The sequence below is a fragment of the Enterococcus montenegrensis genome (assembly GCF_029983095.1).
In the GTDB taxonomy this organism is placed as follows: domain Bacteria; phylum Bacillota; class Bacilli; order Lactobacillales; family Enterococcaceae; genus Enterococcus_C; species Enterococcus_C montenegrensis.
This window is the reverse complement of sequence record NZ_CP120467.1, coordinates 1,105,085-1,124,672: the sequence shown is the minus strand read 5'-3', so window position 1 is coordinate 1,124,672 and position 19,588 is coordinate 1,105,085. Positions and strand designations below refer to the sequence as shown.

General features: G+C 36.7%; 17 protein-coding genes. 3 read left to right on the top strand and 14 right to left on the bottom strand.

What is annotated here, in order from left to right; translation table 11 throughout:
- Positions 1-438: 438 nt before the first annotated feature.
- The gene (locus tag P3T75_RS05535) at positions 439-813 is read right to left on the bottom strand and encodes a hypothetical protein (RefSeq protein ID WP_282462408.1); all 375 of its coding nucleotides are present in this window, start codon (positions 811-813) and stop codon (positions 439-441) included.
- Positions 814-984: 171 nt separating this feature from the next.
- On the opposite strand from P3T75_RS05535, the gene P3T75_RS05530 reads away from it, so the two are divergent.
- Together P3T75_RS05530 and P3T75_RS05525 are read left to right on the top strand one after the other, a co-directional pair.
- The gene (locus tag P3T75_RS05530) at positions 985-1,506 is read left to right on the top strand and encodes a DUF2179 domain-containing protein (protein ID WP_206905895.1); all 522 of its coding nucleotides are present in this window, start codon (positions 985-987) and stop codon (positions 1,504-1,506) included.
- An 83-nt stretch (positions 1,507-1,589) separates the two neighbouring features.
- Positions 1,590-2,252, top strand: a complete 663-nt coding sequence (locus P3T75_RS05525; RefSeq protein WP_282462407.1) for a hypothetical protein — start codon at positions 1,590-1,592, stop codon at positions 2,250-2,252.
- 208 nt (positions 2,253-2,460) lie between these two features.
- On the opposite strand, the gene P3T75_RS05520 is transcribed toward P3T75_RS05525, so the two are convergent.
- The 8 genes from P3T75_RS05520 to P3T75_RS05485 all read right to left on the bottom strand — a co-directional run bounded on the left by P3T75_RS05520 (position 2,461) and on the right by P3T75_RS05485 (position 13,903).
- The gene (locus P3T75_RS05520) at positions 2,461-2,904 is read right to left on the bottom strand and encodes a hypothetical protein (protein ID WP_206905890.1); all 444 of its coding nucleotides are present in this window, start codon (positions 2,902-2,904) and stop codon (positions 2,461-2,463) included.
- 265 nt (positions 2,905-3,169) lie between these two features.
- Positions 3,170-3,988, bottom strand: a complete 819-nt coding sequence (locus P3T75_RS05515; RefSeq protein ID WP_282462568.1) for a DUF1803 domain-containing protein — start codon at positions 3,986-3,988, stop codon at positions 3,170-3,172.
- Between the two features lie 123 nt (positions 3,989-4,111).
- Complete coding sequence (locus P3T75_RS05510; RefSeq protein WP_206905892.1) at positions 4,112-5,041, bottom strand: manganese-dependent inorganic pyrophosphatase; 930 nt, start codon at positions 5,039-5,041, stop codon at positions 4,112-4,114.
- A 98-nt stretch (positions 5,042-5,139) separates the two neighbouring features.
- Positions 5,140-5,895, bottom strand: a complete 756-nt coding sequence (gene pflA, locus P3T75_RS05505; RefSeq protein ID WP_282462406.1) for a pyruvate formate-lyase-activating protein — start codon at positions 5,893-5,895, stop codon at positions 5,140-5,142.
- Between the two features lie 185 nt (positions 5,896-6,080).
- Positions 6,081-8,309: a formate C-acetyltransferase gene (gene pflB, locus P3T75_RS05500; RefSeq protein WP_282462405.1), complete on the bottom strand. Its 2,229-nt coding sequence runs from the start codon at positions 8,307-8,309 to the stop codon at positions 6,081-6,083.
- Between the two features lie 280 nt (positions 8,310-8,589).
- A complete protein-coding gene (gene parC, locus P3T75_RS05495; protein ID WP_282462404.1) occupies positions 8,590-11,043 on the bottom strand; it encodes a DNA topoisomerase IV subunit A in 2,454 nt (817 codons plus the stop codon).
- Between the two features lie 11 nt (positions 11,044-11,054).
- Positions 11,055-13,112, bottom strand: a complete 2,058-nt coding sequence (parE, locus tag P3T75_RS05490; RefSeq protein WP_206905382.1) for a DNA topoisomerase IV subunit B — start codon at positions 13,110-13,112, stop codon at positions 11,055-11,057.
- 368 nt (positions 13,113-13,480) lie between these two features.
- The gene (locus P3T75_RS05485; RefSeq protein WP_282462403.1) at positions 13,481-13,903 is read right to left on the bottom strand and encodes a CoA-binding protein; all 423 of its coding nucleotides are present in this window, start codon (positions 13,901-13,903) and stop codon (positions 13,481-13,483) included.
- A gap of 130 nt (positions 13,904-14,033) precedes the next feature.
- On the opposite strand from P3T75_RS05485, the gene plsY reads away from it, so the two are divergent.
- On the top strand, positions 14,034-14,669 hold the full coding sequence (gene plsY / locus P3T75_RS05480; protein WP_282462402.1) for a glycerol-3-phosphate 1-O-acyltransferase PlsY: 636 nt from the start codon (positions 14,034-14,036) through the stop codon (positions 14,667-14,669).
- 255 nt (positions 14,670-14,924) lie between these two features.
- Here plsY and P3T75_RS05475 read toward each other — a convergent pair whose 3' ends face one another.
- The 5 genes from P3T75_RS05475 to xerC are packed head-to-tail and all read right to left on the bottom strand — an operon-like array spanning position 14,925 to position 19,553.
- Positions 14,925-15,800 carry an aldose 1-epimerase family protein gene (locus tag P3T75_RS05475; protein ID WP_230711515.1) on the bottom strand — a complete coding sequence of 292 codons (876 nt, stop codon included), beginning with the start codon at positions 15,798-15,800 and terminating at the stop codon, positions 14,925-14,927.
- Between the two features lie 57 nt (positions 15,801-15,857).
- Complete coding sequence (gene codY / locus P3T75_RS05470; RefSeq protein ID WP_206905453.1) at positions 15,858-16,649, bottom strand: GTP-sensing pleiotropic transcriptional regulator CodY; 792 nt, start codon at positions 16,647-16,649, stop codon at positions 15,858-15,860.
- Between the two features lie 23 nt (positions 16,650-16,672).
- Entirely contained in the window at positions 16,673-18,064 is a 1,392-nt protein-coding gene (gene hslU / locus P3T75_RS05465; RefSeq protein ID WP_282462401.1) for an ATP-dependent protease ATPase subunit HslU, read from the bottom strand.
- Positions 18,065-18,077: 13 nt separating this feature from the next.
- Positions 18,078-18,623: an ATP-dependent protease subunit HslV gene (gene hslV / locus P3T75_RS05460; RefSeq protein ID WP_206905394.1), complete on the bottom strand. Its 546-nt coding sequence runs from the start codon at positions 18,621-18,623 to the stop codon at positions 18,078-18,080.
- Positions 18,624-18,650: 27 nt separating this feature from the next.
- Positions 18,651-19,553 (bottom strand): tyrosine recombinase XerC, encoded by a 903-nt coding sequence (gene xerC / locus P3T75_RS05455; protein ID WP_206905396.1) that lies wholly within the window; start codon positions 19,551-19,553, stop codon positions 18,651-18,653.
- Between the last annotated feature and the right edge of the window lie 35 nt (positions 19,554-19,588).

The window sequence follows — 19,588 nt, the reverse complement described above, 5'->3', positions numbered from 1 at the left end:
AATTCCAATCAAAAGTTAGAAATAAACTCAGTTAAACTGCTAACTTTTTCTAATATAATAATAACACACTTCTAATCTTTGAAAAGTATTTTGTGTAAAAAAATAACTCGGTTTCTATAAAAGAAATTCATTCTATTTCGTAACAGTTAAACCGCTCAAAATATAAAGCGTTTACACCGTTATTGATGAATGCGATAACAATGGTGATGTATAAGTGATATTTACTTTAAAAATATTTTTGCACAATAAAAAATAAAAATTATATAACTAAATCCGAACATTCTAAAAGATGACGGAACTTTATATGAGACAACAATGAGCATTATTGTTTAAAAATGTTGTGATTTTTAGCAAACAAAAAAGCACTTGATTTTAAAAAAAATCAAGTGCTTAAAAATAATTTATTATTTAGAGATTTACCAATTATAAAAAAATCGTTTACAACATCACAAGTTTATGATAGCTAACTATCCCACATTGAAATAAACCCATCATAGCTAAAAATATGCGAATGGTAAGCGGCAAGTATGGGATAATTAAAGCCAGTGACAATAAGATGATTCCTTGTATAAATGAGTATGAATGACAAAACGGTAAAAAGAACCGCAACGCCACAAATGCAAAAAAACTACTAACAGAAATCAAGATGAATTTGAAAAAGACCACTAACAGATGATCAAAAGCAGGATGGTAACGTAAAGCATCTTCCACTGTAAAAAGCGTTTCGGGATTAATCAAAAGTAAATAAATTGAATAATAAAGACCAAAAAATATCATCAAACCATGACTTGCTAATAAAAGACGTCGCGTCATTTCCTCACCTCCCACATTCCATAACAATCGTTCTATATAACGATTGTAATCTATTCTTAATATTTTTGCAATAATATTCTATTTTGATTAGTCTTTCAATTGTAATTTCTGAATTTGTAGTGTATTTTGGAGCAATAAGGGGGTTTTTAATTGGATTTCAAATTATTATTTATGATCTTTGCTATTAATTTTGCCTATATCACCCTGAATACGCTCCGCTTTATGTTAACAATGAAGGGTTATCGTGTCATTGCACCACTTGTGAGTATGGTTGAAATTACGATTTATATTTTAGGACTTTCAATGGTTTTAGATCGTCTGGATGATCCTATCAACTTATTCGTATACGCACTCGGTTATGCTGTTGGGATTAGTGTTGGGATTAAAATAGAAGATAAACTGGCTTTAGGCTATATTATGGTTACAGCTATCCTGCCTTCAAATACCAGTGAAGAAAATCATTTACCTAAAGTTTTACGCGACAATGGCTATGGCGTTACGCAAAGTAATGCACAAGGTTTAGAAGGTGAACGTGTTGTGCTTGAGATTTTGTCACCACGAAAAAATGAGCGCCAACTTTATCAATTAATCAAAAGTGTGGAAGAACGTGCTTTTATTATCTCCTATGAGCCAAAATACATTTCTGGTGGTTTTTGGACCAAAAAAGTTCGTAAAAGACAACTACGGCAATAAGAAAACACCGCTAATTTGCTAGTCCTTTGTTTAGCAAATTAGCGGTGTCTTTTTTCATATTAAATTAATGAAACTTTCTTTTTATGAGAAACATTCGACATTTACTTATTATTTTGTTATTATTGAACAGAAGAACTGTTTGGAGAGAGTATATGTCAAATTTAAAATTATTAAAATATCTTACGGTAGTTTGTGGGTTTATCGCTACGATTCTTTTTGTATCAACATTTTGTATCGATTACGTAGTTGATACCCTTGCGATTAAATTATCGTTAAATGCATTGGGCGAAAGTAGTAACCTGGGGAGCTTCTTTAATCACCTCCTTATTTTATTTACAGTTATCTTTAGTGGACTGCTTTATTACTACTGTAGGAAAACAGAAAAGACTGAATTTAAAGAAGCCACAATTTTTTATTTTATTGCTTTTTCAATTTTATTTCTACGTACGTTTCTTCCTACTGGGAATATTCATTCGTTTTTCTATCTTTTAGCAACTGGCATTCAAATACTAACGACTTTAATGGCACTATTCTTCTTTTTAATTGCCTTTTTAAACCGGAAGTACCCTTTTAGCTTTGCCGTCTTAATGGCCATTGATATCCTAATTTATTTGGTCAGTGTTCTTTACAGTGTTTTACTTGCTGATTTTTCTTTACCTAATTTAGGAAGCCTTATTGCCGCAACAATTAACATTACTTTTTTTAGTATTTTCTTTATGAGCGCACCAATAAAAATACACGCATAACAAATAAAAGATGACGGAATTCTAGATTCCGTCATCTTTTATTTGTGTAGTACCGTTGTATAAACCAACAGAAAAACACTCGTTAAAAATTTACTATAGCCCTAGTCTTGATAGCTCACAAAAAATATCAGGTAGAATTCTAATACTAAGCTGAAAAAGAATAAAAAATTACAAAAAAAAAGAAGCGATTGCTCACTTCCTAATAACTCTATTTTTCTACCCACAACTCTTTTATGACACCATTTGTATAAACTTTATATAAAGATTCAACTTTGCGTTTTGGACTTGTTGCCACGATTAGATAGAACTTTCCATTGGCATCAAAATCTAATTCTCCTACAACTTTGTATAAGCACGGTTGGTTGTCATACTTCGCATTATCTAATAAATATTTAACCGCCTGTGCCCCAGTTACGATAAAGTTATTTTCCACCAACCAATCAACCACGATCGGAACAATTGTCTGTGCGCCAAGCTCTTGTTTTTGCTGAATCGCTAAAATGATTTCACCGTCAGAAAAATGATTTTCATCAATTTGATTAGCTTTCAATTCAGCTCGTGCAGCCTCTACTTCTGCCATCGAAATAAATTGAATCATCGAACCACTTACTACCGGTTTACTTTTTACATACTCTTTTTTGATCTTCTCCATCCAGAAGCCCCCCTGATTCATTCTATAATAATAATATCATCTTATTATTAGAAATTCAACATATATTATTATTATTTTTTAATTTAAAGATATTTAAATTAATCGGGTAATTCTGTTAGGTGTAAAAAAATCAATAATATAAAATATTAACGTAACATTTTAGGATTATCTTCGCGTCTATTGCGATTTAATTAGCTTTAAAAAAACAAATAAGTATTTTTTGTTACAAATAAAATAAATTTGTTTTCTCATCTTATTTTCATCATTATCCTTTAAGAATAATAAATTGTAAAAAATCTATTTCTTTAAAATCCAAAAACCGTGTAAATAATAACTGCCATTTAAAAACATCATCGGCTAAAGAAATTACCTGTTCACCATAATGATCAAAAATTGGTACTGCCAGCTGTAAATTGTCACTGTCATCAATCGCTAAAATATCGGTCATGACTAGTGCTTGCCTAAAAATAGACGGACGCACTTTCTTCTTTTGATAAGTCCTTTGAATAATATAAGAAAATTGATCAAGAGCATAATTTAGCTCCACATCACCTAACAAGGCATATAAAGAGTTTTCTTCTGTCAACTCACTTTTCTTTAAAGCATTAAAATAGCCAGGCAATGTAGTCGTCTGATCTTTTAACTGACAACTTATTAAGTGCAATTTCTCATTTTCTAGTTTTGTAGCAGTTGCAAATGAAATCGCGTCCGTAACCCCATAAAAATAATCTTGTTCTAAAAGATTGTTAAAATAATTTAACGCCGTCAATACGTTCTGATCACTTTCTTTTTTTAACGTTTGTAAAGCTAACTGAAATGTTTTTTCCTCCTGAATATTAGCAACTAATGCTGGTGTAACAACAGGAAAAAGCAGTCGATAGCGCCTATCTTTTCGTACTATTAATTGCAATTTTATTGCTGTATCAATCGTTTTTTCAAGATCATGATTGGTAATCTCTTTTTTTAAATCACGCAAAATAGCAGCTTCATGTTGAAAGAGATAGTGACAAAGCTGTTGAAAGGTGGGCTTGTGAGCCAGATTTTGATATGCTTCTTTGTGATTACCGCCATAATAAAATTTCATATTCACATAATTCCAATCTTTAAAAATATCATTAAAGAAAAATACCCGAACAAGCACCAATCACTACCATAAAAAAGTGATGCGACCGCTTTTGCTCGGATATCATTCTAATAGTTCCTATTTTTAGGCAAACGCCTCTGTTAGTTGTGGTACAACTTGTTTTTTGCGTGAAACCACACCTTTTAGCAGCGCACGATTATTTTCTAATTTTGTATTAAAAGCTGCCTCTACTTTATCCTTAGGTTCACCAATAACAAGTAACTCAGAATCACTATCTAAAATATTGGTAACAATTAAGACAAATAGATCATAACCATTTTTTTCATTTTCAACTTCCATTGCGGCTTCTAATTCTTTTTGACGATCAAAAACTTCCTTTAAATCAACGGTATTAACTTGACCAATTCGGATGTTTTTATCGCCCATTGGGAAACTTTTAGCATCAAGGTCTAATAAAACGCTAGCTGATTTATCGCTTAAGTTTGTCCCAGCTTTTAGCATCTCTAAGCCATATGCCTCATAGTCTGTTTCACAAATAGCTGCAAGTTCTTTTGCCGCAGCAACATCTTCAGGCGTGCAAGTTGGTGATTTGAATAACAACGTATCTGAGATAATTGCAGAAAGCATCATACCTGCAACAGCTTTTGGAATTTCTACTTGTGCTTCTTTATACAATTTCAAAACAATTGTACTCGTACAACCCACTGGTTCAGCACGGTAGTACAATGGATTAGCAGTTTCAAAGTTTGCAATCCGATGGTGGTCAACAACCGCTAAGATATTTGCCTCTGCAATATCAGCAGCACTTTGTTGAAATTCATTGTGGTCAACTAACATAACGTTTTCTGTATCATCTTTTACATTTGAAATTACGCGAGGTGCAGTTAGACCAAAGTGATCCAAAGCGTACTGAGTTTCTTCACTTGGTGTACCTAACGCAACTGCCTCAACTTCTTCATCACGCAATGTATTTTGCAAGTGGGCAAATGCAATTGCTGCGCCAATTGCATCAGTATCTGGGTTTTGATGACCAAAAACTAAAATTTTTGACATGTGGGACACTCCTTTAGTAATCATAGGTTTTACATTCTTCTTTATGATAGCAAAAAACAGGAAAGATTCAATCATAAATGCATCTTTCCTGTTAATTTTTAGCGCGTTAAGTACTTCATATATTCATCTGTATGCAATAGTTCTTTTGCATTTTTAACACGATTTTCAGTCGGTGGTTCAATTCCTTCTAATGGATATTTTAAACCCAATTCTTGCCACTTGTACTTGCCCATCGTGTGATAGGGTAAAATCTCAACCTTATCGACATTTTGCAACGTCTTAATAAAGTTATCTAAGCGGATCAAATACGCATCATAGTCACTGCGATAAGGAACCAATACGTGACGAATCCAGACCGGTTTATTTATTTCAGATAAATATTTGGCCATTTCCAAAATAGGGGTATTGGCTTGTTTGGTCAGTTTTTTATGGGCATCATTGTCGATATGTTTAATATCAAACAACAATAAATCCGTATATTCCATTAAAGTATTGAATTTTGAAAAGAAAGGTTCTTCTCTGGTAAAAGGTTGCCCACAGGTATCAATGGTCGTATGAACCCCAGCCGCTTTGGCTTTTTTGAACAAATCAATTAAAAAATCAAGTTGTAACAACGGTTCTCCACCACTTACTGTGATTCCGCCTTTTTCTCCCCAAAATTCTTTATATTTTAAGGCTTCTTCTAAAACATCATCTGCTGTACGCTCTTTACCACTGCCAATTTTCCAAGTATCCGGATTATGGCAAAACTCACACCGCATCCGACAGCCTTGGGTAAAAACGATAAAGCGAATGCCTGGTCCATCAACGGAACCAAAACTTTCGGTTGAATGAATACGACCTGTCACAGTCATGCTTATGACTTCCTTTCGTATATGAAATACTTGAAACAAACGTCTCAAAAAAGAGGCTAGAAATTTTTTATGCCGCAATTCCAGCCTCTTTTTCACTACGTTTTTTGTGAAGAAGAGGACAAGCAAAAATAAAAAGTGACGGATAGTTTCCCATCCGCCACCTTGTAGTACGTTTAAAATTGAAATTACATAGATTCGTGCATTGTCCGTGCAATAACGTCATCTTGTTGTTCTTTCGTTAACTTAATGAAGTTTACGGCATAACCAGATACCCGAATTGTTAATTGTGGGTATTTTTCTGGATGTGCTTGCGCATCTAACAAGGTATCCCGGTTGAAGACGTTAATGTTCAAGTGGTGACCACCTTTTGTTGCATATCCGTCTAACATGGTTGCTAAGTTTTCTTCTTGGGTTGCTTCGTCACGACCTAAGGCTTTTGGTACGATAGAAAACGTATTTGAAATACCATCTAATGAATAGTCGTAAGGAATTTTCGCAACTGAAGACAAGCTTGCTAACGCACCATGTGTGTCGCGTCCATGCATTGGGTTAGCCCCTGGCGCAAATGGTTGGCCCGCACGACGTCCGTCTGGTGTATTCCCTGTTTTCTTCCCATAAACCACATTGGATGTGATTGTAAGAATAGATGTGGTGTGTTTTGCATCACGGTAAGTTTTGTTACGTTTTACTTTCGTCATGAAGGTTTTCAATAAGTTCACCGCGATTTCATCCACGCGATCATCGTTATTGCCGTATTTAGGATAGTCGCCTTCAATCACGTAGTCTTCTACGATTCCATTTTCATCACGAACTGTTTTCACTTTGGCATATTTAATGGCAGATAATGAGTCAACTGCAACAGAGAAACCAGCAATACCAGTTGCCATTGTGCGTAGGATATCTGTATCTTGTAATGCCATTTCAATCCGTTCGTAAGAATATTTATCGTGCATGTAGTGAATGATGTTTAATGTATTCAAGTACAATTCTGTAATCCAGTCCATCATGGCATCATATTTGGCTAAAACTTCATCGTATTCTAGATATTCAGAAGTGATTGGTTGATATTTTGGTCCTACTTGTGCTTTTGATTTTTCATCAACCCCACCGTTAATTGCGTATAACAAGGTTTTCGCTAAGTTTGCACGAGCACCGAAAAATTGCATTTGTTTCCCAATGCGCATTGCCGATACACAACAAGCGATTCCGTAGTCATCGCCCCAATGAGGACGCATCACATCATCGTTTTCATATTGAATCGCAGATGTTTGGATACTCATTTTCGCACAGAAAGTTTTGAAGTTGTGTGGTAAACGTGTTGACCATAAAACTGTCAAGTTTGGTTCTGGCGCAGGACCTAAGTTTGCTAATGTGTGTAAGAAACGGAAGCTGTTTTTTGTTACCATGTGACGTCCGTCTTCACCCACACCACCGATTGATTCTGTTACCCATGTTGGATCCCCAGAAAATAGGGCATTGTATTCAGGTGTCCGAGCGAATTTTACAAGACGTAATTTCATAACGAAATGATCCACGATTTCTTGTGCTTCTTCTTCTGTAATCACGCCGTTTTCTAAGTCGCGTTCCACATAAATGTCTAAGAAAGTCGATGTCCGACCCAATGACATTGCTGCACCATTTTGTTCTTTGATTGCAGCTAAGTAGCCTAAGTATAACCATTGGAAAGCTTCTTTTGCGTTTGTCGCAGGTTGTGAAATATCAAAACCGTAAATGTTACCTAATTCTTTTAATTCAGCTAACGCACGAATTTGTTCGCTTAATTCTTCCCGTTGACGGATGATGTCTTCTGACATTGTACCGTTCCCACAGTTGGCTAAATCTTTTTGTTTTTCTTTAATTAAAAAGTCCACCCCGTATAATGCAATCCGACGGTAGTCGCCGATAATACGGCCACGGCCATAGGCATCTGGTAAACCAGTAATGACACCTGAGCGGCGTGCTGCGCGCATTTCTGGTGTATATGCATCAAAGACCCCTTGGTTATGAGTTTTGCGGTAGTCGCGGAAGATATGTGAAATTTCAGGATCGATTTCAAAACCGTATTCTTCAGCGGCTTGTTCAGACATACGAATTCCACCGAATGGTTGTAAACCACGTTTGAAAGGTTTGTCTGTTTGGAAACCAACCACTGTTTCTAAATCTTTATTTAAATAACCAGGACCATGAGAAGTAATCGTTGAAACTACTTTTGTGTCCATGTCTAAAACGCCACCGTTGTCGCGTTCTTGTTTGTTTAATTCCATTACTTGATCCCAAAGTTTTGTGGTAGCTTCTGTTGGGCCAGCTAGAAATTCATCTGTGCCGTCAAATTGTGTGTAGTTTGCTTGGATAAAATCACGTACGTTAACTTCGTTTTGCCAAGCTTTGCCTTTAAATCCGTTCCATTGTTCCATTGAATGGACCTCCTTAAAAATTAGCTATACTTATGTAACAGCTTTACGAACACAGTATAACACATCACTTTGACTTTGCAAGCATTTTCTTGTGTGTAGATGAACTATTCACCTCGTTATCTTATGAACGTCCTTATAAACCCCATTAAATCAATGATTACCCCATATGTAAACATCTTATTATTTTGTTAAATAAGCCCTTTCACTCTTCTTCATGCTCACAAAAAAGCATTTCTGTATTAACACAGAAATGCTTTTTAAATACAACTATTATAACAGATTAATTTTTGACAACAACCGGCTGTTTAATTTCTTTAACATCGATTACTTGCCCGCCATTTTTTTCATCCATAACAAATGAACCATTTGAAGTTCGATCAGAAATATTAAAATCCTTGACGTCAATTTCTGTTTGTTGCCCTTTTTGATTGGTTAATAACAATGTTTGATCCACACCATCACCCATATAAATGATGCGATGAGGATTATTTTTAAGTTCTCTTAGCACCATTAAGCCACGCTTAGCTCGGCCTAATTGATTTAACTCTTGAGCTAGCATTCGTTTCACGCCACCTCTTTGGGTTACGATAACTACCGGATTATCCCCCATCGGATATACCAACAAGCCGTTTACTACAAAATCCTCGGCTTTTAAATTAATTGACTTAACGCCAGCAGCTTTTGGACCTACTAGTGGTACCTCGCTTAGTGGATAGCGTAAACCAAAACCACGATGACTTACTAGAAAAACATCTAACGTATCGTTTTCATCGACTAAAAAGACATCTGTTATAACATCATCAGCATCTTTGAATTTCACAATCGCTAACGGACGACTCTTATAAGTTCGCCATGGCTCAAATTCCGACATTTTCGTCTGCTTAATAAAACCATTTTTTGTTATCACAACAAAGTTTTTAGCCGGATCTATTTGCTTGTAAGGATAAACGGCAATAATCGCCTCATCCACTGCCATATTCAACATCGTTTGCGAAATATGTTCCCCAATTTCTTTCCAACGTAAATCAGGTAGTTCATGAACTGGACGATAAATAACATTTCCTTTGTTAGTAATTAGCAGTATATGGTCCAAAGTGTTGACCTCACCTGTATATAACACAAAGTCCCCATCTTTCATTCCCAGCTCTTCTGGTTTAGAAGCTGCATAAGAACGCAGACTACTGCGTTTGATATATCCTTCATGGGTAACAGAAACAATAACATCTTCTTGAGCGACTAAAACCTCTGTCTCAATTTTCAGCTCTTTAATTTCCGCTTCAATTTGCGTTAGCCGCGGCTGTCCATATTGTTTTTTCACTTCTTTTAGCTCTTTTTTTATCACGCTTAAAAGTTCAGTCTCATCATCCAAGATCTTTTTTAATTCCGTAATATACGCAGCTAATTCTTTTGCCTCTTGTTGTAATTGCGTAATATCTGTATTGGTTAGACGATACAATTGCAAATTAACAATTGCTTCAGCTTGGGCTTCAGTAAAGCCATGAGCTACAATTAAATTATTTTTAGCATCTTTTTTGTCTTTACTACCACGAATCGTGGCGATGACTTCATCTAAAATCGACAATGCTTTCATTAAACCATCAACGATATGCTGACGTTTTTGCGCTTTATCTAACTCAAACCGACTCCGTTTTATCACAACGTCTCTTCGATGTTTGACATAGCTTTGCAAAATTGTGACTAATCCAACTTGTTTTGGCCGCATCTCATCAATAGCAACCATATTAAAGTTGTAGTTAATTTGCAGTTCCGTATTTTTAAACAGATAATTTAAAATACCCTCGGCGTTGGCATCTTTTTTCAATTCTACAACAATTCGCAACCCAGTTCTATCTGTTTCATCCCGAACCTCAGCAATTCCGTCAATTTTTTTTGCCAAACGAATTTCATCGATTTTCTTCACCAAGGTAGCTTTATTCACTTCATAAGGAATTTCATTCACAACGATCTGCTCTTTATTCCCTTTGATTTTTTCAATCTCCGTTTGAGAGCGGACAATCGCTTTGCCTTTTCCAGTTTCATAAGCTTTTTTCAGTTCTGCTTTACCTTGTAAAATTCCGCCAGTAGGAAAATCTGGACCCGGAATAAATTCCATTAATTTATCCAAACTAGCATTAGGATGGTCAATGAGATAAATCGTACCGTTAATTACTTCAGCTAAATTGTGTGTTGGAATTTCGGTGGCATAACCAGCAGAAATCCCAGTTGAACCATTCACCAAAAGGTTAGGAAATTTTGCTGGTAAAACAGTCGGTTCTTTTTCAGTATCATCAAAATTCCAAACCATATCAACTGTTTCTTTTTCAATATCTTTTAGCATTTCACCACTTAATTGTGATAAGCGCGCTTCTGTATAACGCATTGCCGCAGGAGGATCACCATCCATACTCCCGTTGTTACCGTGCATTTCAATTAAGATGGCTCGTAGTTTCCAGTCTTGACTCATCCGAACCATGGCTTCGTAAATACTACTGTCACCATGGGGGTGGTAATTCCCCATGATATTGCCGACAGACTTCGCTGACTTACGAAAGGCTTTTTCGTAAGTATTACCATCTTTGTTCATAGCATATAAAATCCGGCGTTGTACCGGTTTTAAACCGTCTCTGATATCTGGTAATGCACGTTCTTGAATAATATATTTTGAATAGCGGCCAAAGCGGTCGCCCATGACTTCCTCAAGTGTTAATTCTTGAATATTATGATTGTGTTCCACTTTGCCACCTCCTATTCTTCAAATAAACTGATTTCTGCAAAATTATCTTTGGCACCATCTGCATTTTTTGCATGTGCTTTTTCTTCATCAAAAATTTCACTACTAGATACTTCTTCATCTGCTTTTTTTTCTAAAATACTGCCATCTTCTTCTAAAGAAAATTGAACGTGGCTTTCAATCCACTTACGTCTTGGTTCAACTTTATCCCCCATTAACGTGGTAACGCGACGTTCAGCCTTGGCGGCGTCATCGATTCGCACACGAATTAACGTACGAGTTTCAGGATCCATGGTGGTTTCCCACAACTGCTCCGCATTCATCTCCCCTAACCCTTTGTAGCGTTGTAGCATATAGCCTTTACCAACTTGTTGAATGACTTGTTGTAATTCTTCATCTGTCCAAGCATATTCTGTCACTGCCTTTTTGCCAACACCTTTTGAAACTTTATAAAGTGGTGGTAACGCAATATAAACTTTTCCTGCTTCAATTAACGGTTTCATATAGCGATAAAAGAAGGTTAGCAGCAACACTTGAATGTGGGCGCCATCTGTATCCGCATCGGTCATGATAATAACTTTGTCGTAATTGCAATCTTCAATAGAAAACTCTGGCCCTACACCAGCACCAATTGTATAAATCATAGTGTTAATTTCTTCGTTTTTCAAAATATCTTGTAGTTTCGCCTTTTCGGTATTAATTACTTTTCCCCGCAATGGTAAAATTGCTTGAAATTTGCGATCTCGTCCTTGTTTTGCCGAACCACCGGCAGAGTCTCCTTCGACCAAATACAATTCATTTTTCTTTGGATTTCGCGATTGAGCTGGCGTTAGTTTACCAGAAAGTAAAGATTCACCTTTTTTACGCTTTTTACCGGTACGACTTTCTTCTCTAGCCTTACGAGCTGCTTCACGAGCCTCACGAGCTTTAATCGCTTTACGGACCAGCATTTGACTCATTTCGCTATTTTCTTGTAGGTAAAACCCAAGCTGTTCGCCTAAGACACCATCCACTGCATTTCGAGCGCTTGGTGTGCCTAGTTTTTCTTTTGTTTGTCCTTCAAATTGTAACAAGTTTTCTGGCACTCGAATGGAAAGTACCGCCGCTAACCCTTCACGAAAGTCACTACCTTCTAGGTTACGATCTTTTTCTTTTAATAAACTTACTTTACGAGCATATTCATTAAAAGCTTTCGTTAAAGAAGCCTTCATACCAGCTTCGTGAGTTCCGCCGTCTTTGGTGCGGACATTATTAACAAAGGATAAAATATTTTCTGAGTAGCCGTCGTTATATTGCATCGCGATTTCTACTTCAATACCATCTTTTTCCCCATTAAAATAAATTACTGGTGTCAGGGTATCTTTTTCTTCATTGAGGTAATCAACAAATTCTTTGATTCCTTCTTCAAAATGAAAAACTTCTGAAACAGGTTCTTCTCCCCGAAGATCCGTCAATGTAATTTTGACCCCACGTAATAAAAAGGCAGATTCTCGCAGGCGTTCAGCCAATGTCTCATAAGAAAATTTTATTGTTGAAAAAATGCTATCATCCGGTAAGAAAGTGACGGTAGTCCCGTTTTTCTTTTTTGTTTTCCCGATTTTTTTCAACGTTCCTTGGGGTTTACCGCCGTCTTTAAATTTTTCTTCATAAGCTACACCATCTCTGACGATGGTTACGGTAAGCCATTTTGATAAAGCATTCACAACACTGGCCCCTACACCATGAAGACCACCAGAAGTTTTATAACCGCCTTGACCAAATTTACCGCCGGCATGTAACACAGTAAAAATAACTTCTACAGTTGGAATACCAGAAGCGTGCATTCCCACAGGCATGCCGCGTCCATTATCGCTAACAGTAATACTATTGTCTTGATTAAGCGTAACATCTATTTCATTACCAAAACCAGATAAAGCCTCATCGACAGAATTGTCGACAATTTCGTAAACTAAATGATGTAATCCACGACTATCCGTCGAGCCGATATACATTCCTGGTCGTTTTCTGACAGCCTCAAGTCCTTCCAAGACTTGAATGGAGGCGTCATTATACTCAGTTGTTTTTTTTGCCAAAGCAAACGCTCCTTTGATAAAAGTAATGGGACAAGCCCTGTTATACTACACTATTTTAGCGCAATTCAAAAGCGCTCCTTCTATCTTACTCTAAAAAACCTGTGAAAAAAAGTATTAAATAGGCAAGAGTACAGGAGATGTTCAAACCACAAAGAAAAACACAAACATACGTTCTTGTTTTATTTTAAAGAAAAATACGTATAAATGCAATTACAATTCAAAATAAAGCTTATTTTACTTAAACGTCAAATTTTTACGTATTCGTTATACAGTCAAAGTCACGCCTTTTCAGACAAAAAAACTAAGCAAACTTTTTGTAACTGCTCTTTTAGCCTCAAGTTTGCTTAGTGATTTTTTTATTAAAAATATTATGCGCCCATTTTGTTTAACTCAATTTTGATACAACGATTCATAATTACATCATCTCGTTTTGCTTCATGCAGCATTTCCCAAGCTTGCTCATTTTCTAAACCAAGTTGCGCCCAGTAAACCTTGGCATCTATCTTTAAAAAGTCTGCTGCAACGTCTGGCAAAAACTCGCTGCGACGGAAGATATCCACAATGTCAATTTTTTCAGGAACACTGGCTAAATCAGAATAAACTTTTTCACCTAAAATTTCACTACCAGCATGTTGTGGATTCACCGGAATAATTCGATAACCGTAGTTTTGTAGTAGCCGTGCGATTTGAAAACTGGTACGATCTTCCTTTGGGCTCAAGCCAACTACCGCAATCGTTTTTGCTTCTTTTAAAATTTGAAGAATTTTTTCTTGACTAGGATTTTGAAACATACTACCACTCCTTTAGAAGTTTAATTATCAACCACCTAGACTATATCCTATTGAAGAAATATTGGCAAAGAGTTGTTCCTGCATTTCTTTCATGCTAAAATTACGCTAGTTTGAAGAATTGAGGTTATTTATGAAAGTAATTATTTTAATGATAATCGCCTATTTATTAGGATCTATTCCTTCTGGTGTTTGGATTGGGAAACTATTTTACAAAAAAGATATTCGCCAGTTCGGCAGCGGTAATACTGGTACTACTAATACATTTCGTGTTTTAGGAAAGCCAGCTGGAACTGTCGTTTTACTGATGGATATTTTGAAGGGAACTTTAGCCACACTATTGCCAAGCTTATTTCATGTAACAAATATTAACCCGTTATGGTTTGGCGTTTGCGCAATTTTAGGTCATACCTTCCCGATTTTTGCCGGCTTTAAAGGTGGCAAGGCGGTCGCGACCAGTGCTGGGATGTTATTAGGCTATAGCCCTATCTTTTTTATCTACTCCGCGACAATTTTTGTTGTTTGCCTCTTTATCACAAGTATGGTGAGCTTAACAAGTATGATTGCAGCCGTTCTAATTACCCTATCAACTGTTATTTTGCCGCTAGTCTGGCCACAAATTTTACCACAACACAACTGGCTGTTAACAATTATTGCAACTGGTCTGACACTTTTCATTTTTTATCGACACCGCGACAACATCAAACGGATTAAAGATGGCAGTGAAAGTCGGATTCCTTTTGGTTTAAACAGTAAAAAAAAGAGATAGTGTAAACTCCCCCCTTTTTACCTCGAATAAGAGAAGTTTTTTAAAACTCGTTTTTTCTGTCAGCAATAAGGCGAAATTTTTCTAAATCGCTTTTCAAATTTTTCGATATTTTGACTTATTGCCGCCAAGAGCTAGTGGATGAAGCCAGACAGCACAAAGGAGTCAAATCAATTTTTTTCTTTAAAAAATTCGTACTCTCTTCACAGTTTAAAAAGACCTCTAAAAGTCTTAAGACTTTTAGAGGTCTTTTATTAGCTATTTAACGGTAATTGCATATTTTGTAGCAAATTTTTCGCGACCAGCTAATTGTTGAATGCCTAGTTTTTCAACTAGTTCGCCAGTTGCGTCTGTCGTATCAGCAATCCCACACCACGGTTCAATACATACAAAAGGTGACTCAGTTGGATAAGGTGACCAAACACCCACATAGGGCATATCTTTATAACTTAAAGTAACACTATGGGGTGATTTTTCACTACAAATAGAAATCGCGTTTAATCCTTTTGTCTCAAAAATAACTGCATCATTTTTGAACATATCATGGGTTAAGGCTAAATTCGTATTGGTTTGTCCCAAAGTCCGTTGTTCCAAATTGATATAATTGCCGTCAAGAGGCAAGCTTAACCGCGATTTACGAGGTGAAAAAGCTAAATAGTAATCCTCAAAACTTAATCCTTCTTCTAAAGGAACATTAAAGGCTGGATGCCCCCCAATTGAAAAGAACATTTCTTCTTCGTCCAAGTTTTCCACTTCATATTTTACTGTTAGACCATCGCCACCTAGTTCATAGCGAATAATCAGTTCAAAATCAAAAGGAAAAACTGCCTTAGTTTCAGCCGTAGCAGTTAAAACAAAGCTAGCGGCATCCCCGGTCTCTTCTAAAAGTTCAAAGTCCATATTGCGCGCAAAACCATGCTTTGGCAGCTGATATGTTTTATCTTTATAACGATAGCTATCTTCTTTTAAAGCACCTACAATTGGAAATAAAACCGGCGCATGTTTTCCCCAATATTTCGGATCTGCTTGCCAAATATATTCCAATCCGTTTGTTTTGCTAACTAAACTTTGTAACTCTGCCCCGTGTAAGGCAATTTGGGCTTTTAGTTGATCATTTTCAATTGTGACCGTCATTTACGGCACCTCCTAATTTAACATTTCCTTTTTGCTACCATACACTTCATTATAATCCTAGTGACTGTGTTTATCCAATTCTTCTTTGAAGCGTTTATTTAAAACGCGCAAATACGTTCCCTTCATACCTAAAGAACGTGACTCAATAATCCCAGCAGATTCTAGTTTTCGTAGGGCATTGACAATCACCGAACGGGTAATGCCAATTTCATCGGCAATACTAGAAGCAGTTAAGCGTCCTTCATCCCCTTGCAAAGCGGCAAAAATCGCTTGGACTGCTTTTAATTCACTATAAGAAAGTGTACTAATCGCCATTTGAACAGCCGTTGCACTTCTGACGTCCGCTTCAATATCACGAGATTTTTGATATAGGAATTGCATTCCGACTACGGTAGCGCCATATTCAGCTAAAACCAAGTCATCTTCGTTAAAAGCTGCATCCATCCGGGCTAAAATAATAGTTCCCAAACGTTCTCCCGCACCAAAAATTGGGACAACGGTAGTTAAGCCATTGGGATATTTTTCCCGTTGTTCAACAGGAAATGCCGTCATATCAGAAGAGATTGGAATATTTGCTTCGGTTTTCGTTAAATGATCTACCATATCGGTATAGATTTGTGGAAATTGTTTTTCTTCAAACATATTTTTGACGCGGTCATTGTTGACATCGTGTTTTTCATTAAAGCCCAACAAGACACCCTCACTACTGATAATATAGGCGTTGCTATCTAAAATATCCCCTAAAATTAGCGCCATATTGTTATAAGGTAGATCCAAAGTCATATCAAACGTATTTTTTTGTTGTAATAATTGGTTGATACGGCGAGTTTTATCTAATAAAGTTGTCATCTTTTTCATTTTCCTTCCTGTAATTACAAAATGTAACGGCTTAAATCTTGATTTTCAACAATAGCGTCGAGTTTTTCTTCTACATAAGCTGCAGTAATGGTGATCTCACCCATTTGCATATCTGGTGCTTCAAATAATAGATCTTCCAACAATTTTTCCAAAATCGTATGCAAACGTCTAGCCCCGATATTATCGGTATCTCGATTGACATCAAAAGCAATTGTTGCAATTTTTTCAATGGCTTCTTTAGTAAAGATCACTTTAATATTCTCGGTTTTAAGTAATGCGATATATTGCTTAACCAAAGAATTATTCGGTTCAGTTAAAATCTTAACAAAATCAGCAGCTGTCAAGTCATCCAATTCAACTCGAATTGGGAAACGGCCTTGCAATTCTGGTATCAAATCACTAGGTTTTGCCACATGGAAGGCACCAGAGGCAATAAATAAAATATAATCGGTCTGAATAGTTCCATACTTAGTATTCACTTGTGACCCTTCTACGATTGGTAAAATATCTCGTTGGACGCCTTCTCTTGAAACTTCGCCGGACTGTTGGGAACGTGAGGTGATTTTATCAAATTCATCAATAAAGATGATCCCATTTGCTTGGGCAAGTCTAATGGCTTCACTGTGAATGTCTGCGTCATTGACTAGTTTAGCAGATTCTTCTTGCACCAAAAGCTCCCGTGCTTCTTTAACAGTTACCGTTCGTTCAACTTTCTTTTGCGGTTTTAAAGCATCAAGTGTTTCGTTTAAATCAATTCCCATTTGTTCTAAACCGTTGTTCATCATTGGGCCTTTGGTCTTTGGCTCGTCAATTTCAATTGTAACTTCACGATCATCTAAAACACCGCGCTCTAATTGCTCAAAGATTGCTTGTCGATTGGTTTTGATTTCCTCAGTCAACTCTTCTTTTGGTTCTTCTTGTTGCGTATTAAAAATGTTCATCATCTGCTCATAAGGATTGCTCGATTTTTTCTGTTCTTTTTTAATACCAGGAACCAAAACTTTGACTAACCGACGATTGGCTTTTTTCACGGCACGAGTATAAACACGGCTGTATTGTTCTTTTTTAACAATTTGAATGGCACTTTCGACTAAATCGCGCACCATTGATTCAACATCGCGGCCAACATAGCCGACTTCCGTGAATTTAGTAGCTTCCACCTTAATAAAAGGAGCTTGAACAATTTTTGCCAACCGACGTGCAATCTCTGTTTTACCGACACCTGTCGGACCAATTAGCAAAATGTTTTTGGGTGTCACATCTTGTTGCATTTCTTCGTCTAATTGCAGGCGACGATAACGATTGCGTAAAGCCACAGCAACTGCTTTTTTTGCATCTTGTTGTCCTACGATATATTGATCTAATTCCGCCACGATTTGGCGGGGTGATTTTGTCATTTCATTCATAAAAAATCCCTCACTACATTTCTTCCACAATAATATTGTGGTTGGTAAAAATACAAATATCTGCGGCGATATTTAATGCGTTTTCTGCGATTTCTTTTGCTGTCATTTCATCAGTATTGTATTTTTTCATCGCTCTTGCCGCAGCTAGTGCATAATTACCACCAGAGCCGATTGCCAAAATACCATCATCAGGTGTAATAACTTCCCCTGTCCCAGAAACTAACAACATTTCTTCTTTATTCATTACAATTAACATCGCTTCTAATTTTTGCATGGCTTGTTGTGTCCGCCACTCTTGGGCTAATTCAACAGCAGCACGTTGTAAGTTGCCATTATATTCATTTAATTTTGCTTCAAATTTTTCTTCCAAAGTAAACGCATCAGCTACGCTGCCGGCAAAGCCAACAACAACTTCACCGTTATATATACGGCGAACCTTACGGGCTGTGCCCTTCATAACTACTTGTTCTCCCATCGTGACTTGACCGTCACCAGCCATAGCAAATTGGCCATCTTTTTCCACTGCACAAATTGTGGTGGAATGAAATTGTGATTCCATCTTGTTCCTCCTAAATTGTGAAATAGCTTATTCATGCGCCCGCGGATGAAATTTACGATAATTATTTTGTAAACTCTCCTTTGTGACGTGGGCATAAATTTGGGTTGACGATAAATTAGCGTGTCCGAGTAATTCTTGAACCGTTCGCATATCCGCACCATTATTTAATAGATGGGTAGCAAATGTATGGCGTAACATGTGGGGATGAATTTTACTATCTAAACTGCTTTTTTTGATCAGTTGACTAAAAACGTATTCAATGCCGCGACTTGTAATCGGAGTTCCTCTTTGATTTACAAAAATAAAAGCATGATCCGCCACTTTTTCCATTAGACGCGGTCTGGCTAGGGTTAAATATTCTTGCAATGCTACTTGGGCATAAGTGCCAAAAGGAACATAACGATCTTTATTGCCCTTACCATGAATTAATAAAACCTCTCCTTGCCAATCAACGGCAGCCAAGGTTAAATTAGCACACTCACTAACCCGTAAGCCTGCGCCATACATAATTTCTAATAAGGCACGGTTGCGAATTTCTAAAGGTTTATCCCCTTGTGCGGCTTGAAAGAGCGCTGCCATTTCATTTTCATAAAAAAACCGTGGTAACTTACTATTTTGTTTCTTCAAATGAATATAGGCAAAGGGATTTTCTTCAATAACTTCTTGTTTTAGCAGATATTGATAAAAAGAACGCAGACTGGCAATTTTACGACTAATCGAATTTCGACTGTACTTTTTTTCATTTAAAAAACTAAGGTAAACCCGCACATCCCGATGATCAATCTTCAAAAAATCACTATCGCCACTTTCTTTTAAAAACTCACGAAAATCTTGCAAGTCTTCTTGGTAGGCCGCTGTCGTTAATTGCGAATACCCCCGTTCAAATTGCAAGTAGCGTAAAAATTCTTGTGGCCAGTCAAAAGCTGTCATTTTACACCTCACTTCTGTCCGCAATTAATGTAGCA